Source organism: Aeromicrobium sp. (assembly GCF_050700635.1).
Taxonomy (GTDB): Bacteria; Actinomycetota; Actinomycetes; order Propionibacteriales; family Nocardioidaceae; genus Aeromicrobium.
Genome location: NZ_JBOHDT010000114.1, coordinates 1 through 10689 on the forward strand (window position 1 = coordinate 1; position 10689 = coordinate 10689).

A 10689-nucleotide genomic window follows, 5' to 3' on the forward strand; every position below is an offset into this window, starting at 1 on the left:
CTGCCGCTGATCGGCTCCACCGAGGATTTCGACACCGCCCTCAAGGCACTCAGCGAGAGCGACGCCGTGATGGTCATCGAGGACGGCAAGCCGCTCGGCGTCCTCACCCGCCACGACCTCCTCGGCGCACACGTATGAGCGAAAAGAGAAGCGCCCACGACAAGGATGCCTGGCAGGGTTTCGCCACCCGCGCGATCCATGCCGGGTTCGAACCCGACCCGCAGACCGGCGCGGTCAACGTCCCCATCTACGCCTCATCGACATTCGCGCAGGACGGAGTCGGAGGCATGCGCGGCGGCTACGAGTACGCGCGCACCGGCAACCCGACGCGAACCGCGCTCGAGGCCAACCTGGCCGCCTTGGAGGGCGGCGCGTTCGGACGTGCGTTCAGCTCCGGCATGGCCGCCACCGACACCGCACTACGAGCGATGCTGCGCCCCGGCGACCATCTCGTCATCCCCGACGACGCCTACGGCGGCACGTTCCGGCTGATCGACAAGGTGTTTACCCAATGGGGCATCACCTACACGACGGTCGCCGTCAATGACGTCGACGGCATCCGCGCCGCCATCACACCGGAGACGAAGGTGGTCTGGATCGAGACCCCGACCAACCCGCTGCTGAACATCGCCGACATCGAGGCCATTGCGGGCGTCTCCCGTGAGGCCGGCGTCAAGCTCGTCGTCGACAACACCTTCGCCTCGCCGTATCTGCAGCAGCCGCTGCTCCTCGGCGCCGATGTCGTGCTTCACTCCACGACGAAGTACCTAGGCGGGCACTCCGACGTGGTCGGCGGCGCGCTCGTCACCGACGACGAGTCCCTGCACGACGCGTTCGGATTCCTGCAGAACGGGGCCGGTGGCGTGCCGGGACCGTTCGACGCGTACCTGACGATGCGCGGTGCGAAGACGCTCGCCGTGCGCATGGAGCAGCACTGCACGAACGCCGAGGCGATCGTCGACCTCCTACAGGGGCACGAGGCGGTGTCGCAGGTGATCTACCCAGGTCTCGCCGAACATCCCGGCCATGAAGTGGCGTCAAAGCAGATGCGTCGCTTCGGCGGCATGATCTCGATCCGGCTCGCCGGCGGTCGACAGGCGGCCCTCGACCTGTGCTCACGCACGGAGGTCTTCATCCTCGCCGAGAGCCTGGGTGGCATCGAGTCGCTGATCGAGCACCCGGGTGCGATGACCCATGCATCGACTGCTGGTTCCGTGCTCGAGGTGCCAGACGATCTCGTGCGTCTCAGCGTCGGCATCGAGGACGTGTCCGACCTCGTCAGCGACCTTGAGCAGGCGCTCGACTAACCGGTCTCGCTGTCGTCGTCGACGATCTCGGCCTCGAGCGCGAAGTCGAGCTCGGGACGCTCGAGATCCTCGAATGCGGCGAACTCCTCCTGGGTGAGGCGCTTCGTCTGGGCGTCGATCGTGTGCGGCGCTGCGATGATCTTCGACTCGTCCACCTGGTCGAGCTTGCGAGCGGTGACGAGCACGCGCTGCTCGAGCGAGCTGGCGAAGTTGTTGTAGTTGGCCACGGTGGACTCGATCGACCGCCGCAGCTTCTCCGAATGCTCGGCCAGCTTGGCAAGCCGGGCATACAGCTCCTTGCCGAGGTCGAAGAGGTGCTTGGCGTCCTCGGTGAGCACGTCCTGCTGCCAGGTGAACGCCACCGTCTTGAGAACGGCCCAGAGATTGACGGGCGTCGCCAGGAGCACGCCCTTGGAGAAGGCGTACTCCATGAGGCTCGGGTCGGCATCCAGAGCAGAGTTCAGGATCGACTCGTTGGGGATGAACGCGACCGTGAACTCCGGACTCGCCGAAAGTCCCGACCAGTAGGTCTTGCCCGCCAGCGCGTCTATGTGCGCCTTGACCTGCTTGGCGTGCCGCGTCAGCAGCTCGGCACGCTGCGCGTCGGTGAGGTCCGGACGGTTCGACTCGATGAACGCGGTGTACGGGACCTTCGCGTCGATCGCCATCTGCTTGCCACCGGGCAGGTGGATCACCATGTCGGGACGGCGTGCGCCCGACTCGGACTCGATCGACTCCTGGGTGGTGAAGTCGACCCGGCGCAGGAGGCCCGCCGACTCGACGAGCGACTTGAGCTGGGTCTCCCCGTAGACGCCACGCACGGAGTTGTTGCGCAAGGCCGAGGCCAGGGTCTCGGCCGCGAGCTTGGACTTCTCGGCCGTCTCACGGGTGATCCTGAGGTGAGCGGCGAGGTCGCCGTGCTGTTCACTGCGCTGCTTGTCGAGTCGAGCGAAGTCCTGGTGCATCGTGCGCAGAGCTTCCTGCACCGGGGCGAGAGCGCTCAGTACCTTGCTGTCCCGCCGCTCCGCCTCGACGCGCTCCTGAGCCTCTCGGCGCGTGCGCTCCATCAGGTCGGAGTACTGCTCCCGTGCCGCGTCGAGCTCGCGCTGCAACCCGTCGCGCGAGGCCATGGCCGTGGCCAGCCTGGCCGCGACGTCGCCGACGTCCGGGCGCGAGCGAACCCACAGCCAGCCCAGGACGAACCCGACGAGCAGTCCGATGAGCAGAACGATCACGAGATCCATGCCGTCAGTCTGGCAACGACCACCGACAACTTCGTGCAGACGTGCCGGGGCGCTTCCACCTGATCGCCATGCGGCACGATGGCGCCGTGACGAACAACCCCGTGACCGCCGCACTCATCGGAAGCGCGTTGGCCTTGCTGCCACCAGTCTGGGTGTATTCCCGTCACGTCGTGACCCTCGTGCACGAGGCCGGCCATGCCCTGGTCGCCCTGCTGACCGGACGCCGGCTCAATGCCGTGCGGCTGCACTCCGACACGTCCGGCCACACCATCTCCAGCGGACGCCCGCACGGTCCCGGCATGGTGGCGATGGCGGCGGCGGGATATCTCGCCCCGGCCGTGCTTGGTCTCGCCTGCATCTGGCTCGTCAGCTCCGGACTGACGTCCTGGGCGCTGTGGGCGGCGCTCCTCACTCTCGCGCTGATCCTTCTCTACATCCGCAACTGGTTCGGGCTCGTGGTGGTCGGACTGGCGGGCGGCGTCGTGGCCGTGCTCATCTGGCGAACGTCGGCGGAGGTCCAGGATCTCGCGGCCTCGATCTTCGCCTGGTTCCTCCTGGTCGCCGCCCCTCGCACCACGCTCGACCTGTGGAGCCACCGTCGACGCGCCCGAACTCGCACTACCGACGCCGACCTGCTGGCCCGGCTCACCCGCCTCCCGGCGGCCGTCTGGAACGCGTTCCTGCTGATCGCGACCCTGGCTGCGCTGGCTGTCGCGGTCGTCCTGCTCCGCAGTGCCTGACAAGGGGGCACCGATGGTTGGATGGTCGGGTGTTCACCGTCGGACGTCGCCTCGAGGGGGCGGCCGGTCGTACCGGCGTCCTCTCCACGCCGCACGGTGACATCCGCACCCCGGCGTTCATCCCGGTCGGCACGAAGGCCACGGTCAAAGCTGTGCTGCCGGAGACGATGAGTGAGCTCGGTGCGCAAGCGCTGCTCGCCAACGCCTACCACCTGTACCTGCAGCCGGGCGCCGACATCGTCGAAGCCGCAGGTGGGCTCGGACGATTCATGAACTGGCCGGCGCCGACTTTTACCGACTCCGGCGGGTTCCAGGTGCTCAGCCTCGGCGCCGGCTTCAAGAAGACGCTCGCCATGGACGCCAAGGGCGTCACTGCCGACGACGTCATCGCCCCCGGCAAGGACCGGATGGCGGTCGTCGACGACGACGGCGTCACGTTCCGCAGCCACATCGACGGGTCGACGCACCGGTTCACTCCCGAGCTCTCGATGCAGATCCAGCACCAGCTCGGAGCCGACGTCATCTTCGCCTTCGACGAGCTGACCACGCTGATGAACACCCGCGACTACCAGGAAAGGTCGGTCGCCCGCACCCATGCCTGGGCGGAGCGGTGCGTCGCCGAGCACCGGCGCCTCGGGTCGACTCAGCAGCTGTTCGGCGTCGTGCAAGGCGCACAGCACGAGGACCTGCGACGTCGCTCCGCCCGCGATCTCGTGGCGCTCGACCTCGCCGGTTACGGCATCGGCGGGGCGATCGAAAAGGAGAACCTCGACGAGATCATCGGCTGGGTCGTCGAGGAGCTCCCCGACGACCGCCCCCGCCATCTGCTCGGCATCGGCGAGCCGGACGACCTGTTCATGGCCGTCGAGCAGGGCTGCGACACGTTCGACTGCGTGCAGCCGTCGCGGGTCGCACGCTCCTCGCGCGTCTACACCGCCCGCGGACGGCACAACCTGGGGGTGGCCGCCTCACGCCGCAGCTTCGAACCGATCGAGAACGGCTGCGACTGTTACACCTGCAAGCACTACACCGTCGCCTACCTGCACCACCTGTTCAAGGCGAACGAGTACCTGGCGGCCACGCTGACGACCATCCACAACGAGCGGTTCATCGTGCGGCTCGTCGACGACATGCGCGGGGCCATCGACACCGGCGACTTCGCGGCGATGAAGGCCGAGTTCCTGGGCGGCTACTCGGCTGGAGCAGTCTCGACCCAGTAGGTCGGCTCATGCCGCTTGAGCCAGCCGATGACGACCATCGTGACCGGCATGACGATCAGCTCGACCGCGACCTTGTAGACGACCCCGACGATGAAGTAGTTCCAGAAGACGCCCATCGACGTGATGCCGATCGCCGATGCCGCGATCGCACAGAACAGGAACGTGTCGGTGAGCTCGCCGGCGCCCGTCGACGTCGCGAGCCGGGCGAACAGCCCGCGCTCCGCGGTACGCCGCTTCATGCGCACGAGCACCCAGGAGTTGATGAACTGGCCGGCCACGTATCCCACCAGGCTGGCGAGCACGATCTGGGCCACCGGACCCGCGACGCTCGCGAAGGCGGCCTGGTTCTCGTAGAACGAGGCGGCCGGCGCCTGCTCAACGACCCAGAACGTCCCGGCCGCCACGAGTGCCATTGCGAACCCGGTGAAGATCGCCCGGCGAGCGGCGCGGAACCCGTACACCTCCGAGATGACGTCGCCGACGATGTACGCCAGCGGGAACAGGAAGGCCCCACCGTCGGTGACGATCGGGCTGATCTGCACCGATCCGATCGAGAACTCCCACGACCCGAGCTCGATGCCTTTCGTGGCCGCGATGTTCGAGACGATCAGCACCACGCAGAACGCGGCGAGGATGATGTCGAAGTACGACGAACCTCGCGAGGCGAAGTGCACCTCGTCACGACGCTCCGTGGCAGCGCTCATGGCCCACATCCAACCATGTGACAGCCGATGGAAGAATCGACCCATGAGCACCCTGCCGACACGCACCGACGTCCTCGTCGTCGGCGCCGGTCCGGCTGGGGCATCCGCCGCAGCGTGGGCGGCCAGGCTCGGCTCGGACGTCGTGCTCGCCGACGCCGCCGTCTTCCCGCGCGACAAGACCTGCGGCGACGGCCTCACCCCCCGGGGCATCGCGGAGCTGGAACGCCTCGGACTCGGCACCTGGGTACGCAGCTTCGGCACGAACCGCGGCTTGCGCGCGGCCGGCTTCGGCCAGGAGCTGCTGCTCCCCTGGCCCGGCGGATCGCTCCCCGACCACGGCTCGGCCGTCCCCCGAACCACCCTCGACGCCCGGATCCGCCAGGTCGCCATCGACGACGGCGCCGTGCCGCTCGAGCACGCCCGCGCCGTCGACGCGGAGCACGACCTCAATGGACGCGTCACCGCCGTCACGTTCCGCATCGGCTCGGACAAGCAGACCCACACCATCGCCTGCGACCGTCTCGTCATTGCGGACGGCGTCCGCTCCCCGCTCGGACGGGTGCTCGGACGCGAGTGGCACCGCGACACCGCCTACGGGGTAGCCGGTCGGTCGTACGTAAAGTCCGGCCGCAGCGACGACCCGTGGATCTCCTCCCACCTCGAGCTCCGCGGTCAGGATGGCGAGCTCCTCCCCGGCTACGGCTGGATCTTCCCGCTCGCCGACGGCGAGGTGAACCTCGGTGTCGGCGCTCTCGCCACGTCGAAGCGACCGGCCGACCTGCAGATCCGCCCGCTGATGGAGTACTACGCCGACCTGCGCCGCAAGGAGTGGTCGCTCGGGCCTGACTTGCGATTGCCGACGTCGGCGCTGCTGCCGATGGGCGGCGCGGTGTCCGGTGTGGCCGGGCCCAACTGGATCCTCGTCGGCGACGCCGCCGGCTGCGTCAACCCGCTCAATGGTGAGGGCATCGACTACGGACTCGAGACCGGTCGCGTCGGAGCAGAGCTGCTCGACTCGACCCACGATCTCGAACGAGCCTGGCCGCACCTGCTCACCACCCACTACGGCGAGGCGTTCTCCATCGCCCGTCGACTGGCCGGGCTGATCACCGTGCCGGGTCTGCTGCCCACGCTCGGACCGCTCGGCATGCGGTCGCCCCGGCTCATGGCGATCGCCCTTCGCGTCATGGGCAACTTCTTCACCGACGAGGACCGCGACACCACCGCGCGGGTGTGGCGCTGGGCCGGACGGCGGTCGGTGCGCCTCGACGACCGGCCGCCCTTCACCGCCTGAACTACTGAGCTCAGGCCTCGCTGCGGTTGAGCTCGTCCTCGGACTCGCGGAACGCCTGCACGGAGAAGAACGTCAGGACGATGGCGACGGCAACCAGCAGCAAGCCGGACCAGCCGGGTCCTGCGTTGACGCCCGGCGCGGAGCTGCCCGTCGTCAGGACCTTGAGCACGATCAGCAACGTGCCGGCGGCGGCCATGACGACGGCGATCAGGTGCCACGGAACGACCTTCGGGAGGGCCTCGTCGGAGATCGCCATGATCGCCACGAATGCGGAGGCGCCGAGCAGGAGCACCATGCCGATGGTCGCGAAGCTGGTCCAGGCCGTGGTGCTGATGTCCTGCCCGGGACCGTCGAACGTCACCATGGTGAACCACGGGAGCAGCGAGAGGACCAACGCCAGGGCACCAGCGGCCAACACTCCCTGCTCGTTCCTGGTCAGCGAGTCCTTGTCGACAGCCACGTGCGTTCCCCCCGGTCGAAACCTGCGGTCCGAATCTAGCGGCTCACCGTCCACACCACCACCGCTCGACAGCCCGTCGTAGCGTTGGCGTCATGACCGCTCCCCTCCTCGACCTGAACGACGGCAACCAGATGCCCGCTCTGGGCTTCGGCACCTACAAGATCATCGGGCCGGACGCGCCCGAGCTGATCGGATCCGCGATCGACGCCGGATACCGGTTGCTCGACACGGCCACCCGGTACGACAACGAGGTCGAGGTCGGCGAGGCGGTCCGGGCGTCGTCCGTGCCTCGCGACGAGCTGTTCGTCACCAGCAAGCTGCCCGGCGCCGACCACGGGTTCGACGAGGCCCGGCGCTCGTTCGAGGGTTCGCTCGAGCGACTCGGTCTTGATCGCCTGGACCTGTTCCTCATCCACTGGCCCCAGCCGCCCATCGGCAAGTTCGTCGAGACGTGGCGGGCGTTCATCCGACTCCGCGATGAGGGCCTCGTGAGCTCGATCGGCGTCTCGAACTTCCTGCCGGGGCACCTCGACCGTCTGGTCGACGAAACCAGCGTCGCGCCCGCGGTCAACCAGATCGAGCTCCATCCGTTCCTGCCCCAGAACGAGCAACGTGTTGCGGACTTCCGTCTGGGCACGGTGACGCAGAGCTGGACCCCTCTGGGTCGCCGGACCGAGCTCCTCGACCGGCGTGAGATCACCGAGACTGCCGAGAAGCACGGCCGAACACCCGCGCAGGTGGTGCTGCGCTGGCACCTGGACCTCGGCGCGGCACCCATCCCCAAGTCGGCGACCCCCGAGCGATTCCGGAGCAACCTCGACGTGTTCGACTTCGCTCTCGACGACGACGACCTCGAACGCATCGCCACCCTGGAGACCGGGAAGCGAATCGGCGGCGATCCTGCCACCGAAGTTCAGCTCTGAATCGAGACCAGCATCGACGGCCTAGGCTGCGGCCATGACCACAGTCGCGCTCGTTCTGGCCGGCGTCGCAGCCGCGCTCCACGTGTTCATCTGGACGATGGAGTCGATCACCTGGAAGCAGCCCGGCACGTGGAAGCGCTTCGGGCTGGAGTCCCAGGCGGACGCCGACACGACCGCCCCGATGGCCTACAACCAGGGCTACTACAACCTCTTCCTCGCCGTCGTCACGATCATCGGCATCGTGCTGGTGGTGGCCGACCGCACCGACGCGGGTTGGGCGCTGGTTATCGCCGGGTGCGCGAGCATGGCCGCCGCCGCGCTGGTGCTGCTCTCGACCGGAGCCGGATACGCCCGCGCCGCGGCCACCCAGGGCACGGTTCCTGCACTCGCCGTGATCGCCTCGGTCCTCGCGCTCGCCTGACGGAGAGCGCACGTAGGCTGACGCGCATGCTTCGCGTCGCCACCATCAACGTCAACGGCATCCGCGCTGCTTACCGCAAGGGCATGGACGCGTGGCTCGCCGACCGCGACTGCGATGTCGTCACGTTGCAGGAGGTTCGGGCACCCGACGAGGTCGTCCGCGAGGTGGTGGCGGATTCGGGCTTCCACGTCGCCCACACCGAGGCTGCCGCCAAGGGTCGTGCCGGCGTCGCGGTGCTGAGCCGAATCGAGCCCAAGGATGCTCGGCTCGGCTGCGGCGATCCCTACTTCGACGACTCCGGTCGCTGGGTCGAGGCCGACATTCCACTCCCGGACGGCAGTCTCCTCACCGTCGTGTCGGCGTACGTGCACTCGGGCGGCGTCGGCACACCCCAGCAGGACGACAAGTTCCGGTTCCTCGACCGGATGCTCGCGCGGATGGCTGACATCCGTGCGAGCGGCGCGCACGGCATCGTCACCGGCGACCTCAACGTCGGCCACACCGAGAACGACATCAAGAACTGGAAGGGCAACCTCGGCAAGGCCGGTTTCCTGCCCGAGGAACGCGCCTACCTCGACCGGGCGGTCGACGAGCTCGGCTGGGTCGACGTGCACCGCGCCATGAGCGGTGACATGCCGGGCCCGTACACCTGGTGGTCGATGCGCGGCAAGGCCTTCGACACCGACACCGGTTGGCGGATCGACTACCAGCTCGCCACCCCTGAGCTCGCGGCGTCGGCGCGCACCGCGTCCGTCGACCGCGCGCCCAGCTGGGGCGAACGCTGGTCCGACCACGCCCCGCTGGTCATCGACTACGACATCTGACAAACGGAAGGGAGGCCCGCACCCCCTGATGCGGACCTCCCGTCCCGGAACGGGTCAAGTCGTCAGCTGAGCTTGACCCGCATCGTGGTGCCCCCCTCCTCGAGCACCTGGATCCTGACGCCCACGCCCGGCAGCTTGACGCCGTGGTTGGGCAGCCGGCTGTACCAGTACTTCTTCGTGTCGTCGAACACCGGCTCGGCGTCCTGGCCACGGATGTAGCTGGACCTGCCGTTGGTGTGCAACGTCATCGAGTCCGCAGTGTGCAGCGAGAACGGAGCGTCGTACATCTGGATGCGTGCCCGCCAGGGAGCACCGGTCGCGACGTTGGTGATCGGCGCCGGGTTCGCGTCGAGGATCATGTTGCGACCTTCGCCCGGATGCCTGCTGGTGTTGTTGTCGGCCTGGGACGTGTCCCAGTACGAGACCAACAGGCCGTGGCCGTACTTGTAGTGTTCCACCCAGTCCGGCTTCGTGTTGTTGAAGCCGAAGTTGTACGGGCCGGTCGCCAGGTATTTGTCGTAGCCGACGTGCGAGCGGTGACCCGCAAGGTAGTACTGGTCGTACGCCTTCTCGGTCGTCGCGCCGATGGCGCTGAACCCATCGTGCGTCCACGATCCATCGGCCTCGGCACCGTCCTCCAGCACGGTCGCGCCGTCCGCGACGACCTTGATGTCATCGAGGAACAGACCCTTCTCGGCCACACCACCGTCCGTGCGGTACAGGGCGCGGAACTTCACATCCTTGCCGGCGACCGATGACATCGGCACCGCGAGGTCGCCCCAAGCCGGGTGCTCCCCGGAGAAGGTCGGCGTTCCCGAGGCGTCCTTCGCGAGTGGCTCGCCGTCGAGCGTGCCGTCGAGCGCCGTCCAGGTCTCGCCACCGTCGTCGGAGACCTGCAAGTACGCGTAGTCGTAGCCCTCCTCGATGGAGTAGCGGACCTTCGCCGTCATCGTGGCGTCGGACTTGCCGGTGAGGGCGAGGTCGGTCGTCATCGAGTGGGTGAGGTCGTCGCCCATGCCAGACCAGAACTGCTTCTCGCCGGAGGCCGGAGCACCGTTGTCGACCGTGACGTTCTTCTTCGGCAGCACGACCACCGCACCCTGGGCCTTCGAGGTGTTGTACTCCTGCGGGCCGAGGTCGAGCGTCTTCTTCGCGCCCGCCTGGACGGCTTCGTAGTCGAACCAGCCCAGCTGCAGCTTGTTCCAGGCGCCGAGGTCGCCCGGACGGGTGCCGAGTGGCTCGTCCTTCCCGTTCAGCCGGCTCTGCGCCATCAACGTCCAGTACTCGCTGTTGTTGTCGCCGCCACCGGACGTGTCGTAGTCGTCGGGCAGGCCGAGATCGTGCCCGTACTCATGGGCGAAGACCGACAGGCCACCGTTCTCCGGCTGAACCGTGTAGTCGCCGACCCAGATGCCGGTGTCGCCGACCTGGGTGCCGCCGAGCTTGTTCTGCTGGGGCCCGGTCAGGCCCTGGTCGGTGTAGAACGCGTACCAGCGGTGCGACCAGATCGCGTCCTCGCCCTGCTGGGGATCGCCGTCGGCCTCGTCGCCGC

Annotated in this window: 12 protein-coding genes; 8 read left to right on the plus strand and 4 right to left on the minus strand. The window is 68.0% G+C overall.

Going from position 1 to position 10689, the window contains the following annotated elements:
- Positions 1–9: 9 nt before the first annotated feature.
- Complete coding sequence (locus ACRDPN_RS09180) at positions 10–138, plus strand: helix-turn-helix domain-containing protein (RefSeq protein ID WP_431447154.1); 129 nt, start codon at positions 10–12, stop codon at positions 136–138.
- A complete protein-coding gene (locus tag ACRDPN_RS09185; RefSeq protein WP_431447143.1) occupies positions 135–1307 on the plus strand; it encodes a cystathionine gamma-synthase in 1173 nt (390 codons plus the stop codon). Before ACRDPN_RS09180 ends, ACRDPN_RS09185 begins: the two co-directional genes overlap by 4 nt.
- Here the strand turns inward: ACRDPN_RS09185 and ACRDPN_RS09190 are convergent.
- A complete protein-coding gene (locus ACRDPN_RS09190) occupies positions 1304–2551 on the minus strand; it encodes a DNA recombination protein RmuC (RefSeq protein WP_431447144.1) in 1248 nt (415 codons plus the stop codon). The two genes, ACRDPN_RS09185 and ACRDPN_RS09190, sit on opposite strands and share 4 nt — an antisense overlap.
- 86 nt (positions 2552–2637) lie before the next feature.
- Here ACRDPN_RS09190 and ACRDPN_RS09195 point away from each other — a divergent pair, with 86 nt between their 5' ends.
- Together ACRDPN_RS09195 and tgt are read left to right on the plus strand one after the other, a co-directional pair.
- Complete coding sequence (locus ACRDPN_RS09195; protein ID WP_431447145.1) at positions 2638–3291, plus strand: M50 family metallopeptidase; 654 nt, start codon at positions 2638–2640, stop codon at positions 3289–3291.
- 29 nt (positions 3292–3320) lie between these two features.
- Positions 3321–4511: a tRNA guanosine(34) transglycosylase Tgt gene (tgt, locus tag ACRDPN_RS09200; RefSeq protein WP_431447146.1), complete on the plus strand. Its 1191-nt coding sequence runs from the start codon at positions 3321–3323 to the stop codon at positions 4509–4511.
- On the opposite strand, the gene ACRDPN_RS09205 is transcribed toward tgt, so the two are convergent.
- Entirely contained in the window at positions 4481–5215 is a 735-nt protein-coding gene (locus ACRDPN_RS09205) for a queuosine precursor transporter (protein WP_431447147.1), read from the minus strand. The two genes, tgt and ACRDPN_RS09205, sit on opposite strands and share 31 nt — an antisense overlap.
- Before the next feature lie 43 nt (positions 5216–5258).
- On the opposite strand from ACRDPN_RS09205, the gene ACRDPN_RS09210 reads away from it, so the two are divergent.
- Positions 5259–6509 (plus strand): geranylgeranyl reductase family protein, encoded by a 1251-nt coding sequence (locus ACRDPN_RS09210; RefSeq protein ID WP_431447148.1) that lies wholly within the window; start codon positions 5259–5261, stop codon positions 6507–6509.
- Positions 6510–6519: 10 nt separating this feature from the next.
- Here ACRDPN_RS09210 and ACRDPN_RS09215 read toward each other — a convergent pair whose 3' ends face one another.
- Positions 6520–6969 (minus strand): hypothetical protein, encoded by a 450-nt coding sequence (locus ACRDPN_RS09215; protein ID WP_431447149.1) that lies wholly within the window; start codon positions 6967–6969, stop codon positions 6520–6522.
- A gap of 92 nt (positions 6970–7061) precedes the next feature.
- On the opposite strand from ACRDPN_RS09215, the gene ACRDPN_RS09220 reads away from it, so the two are divergent.
- Genes ACRDPN_RS09220 through ACRDPN_RS09230 form a run of 3 tightly spaced genes read left to right on the plus strand, consistent with a single transcriptional unit; the run spans position 7062 to position 9137 of the window.
- A complete protein-coding gene (locus ACRDPN_RS09220) occupies positions 7062–7892 on the plus strand; it encodes an aldo/keto reductase (protein WP_431447150.1) in 831 nt (276 codons plus the stop codon).
- Positions 7893–7926: 34 nt separating this feature from the next.
- Positions 7927–8313 (plus strand): DUF1304 domain-containing protein, encoded by a 387-nt coding sequence (locus tag ACRDPN_RS09225; protein ID WP_431447151.1) that lies wholly within the window; start codon positions 7927–7929, stop codon positions 8311–8313.
- Between the two features lie 26 nt (positions 8314–8339).
- Complete coding sequence (locus ACRDPN_RS09230) at positions 8340–9137, plus strand: exodeoxyribonuclease III (protein WP_431447152.1); 798 nt, start codon at positions 8340–8342, stop codon at positions 9135–9137.
- A 62-nt stretch (positions 9138–9199) separates the two neighbouring features.
- On the opposite strand, the gene ACRDPN_RS09235 is transcribed toward ACRDPN_RS09230, so the two are convergent.
- The coding region (locus ACRDPN_RS09235; RefSeq protein WP_431447153.1) for a M6 family metalloprotease domain-containing protein at positions 9200–10689 on the minus strand (1490 nt) is incomplete at its 5' end.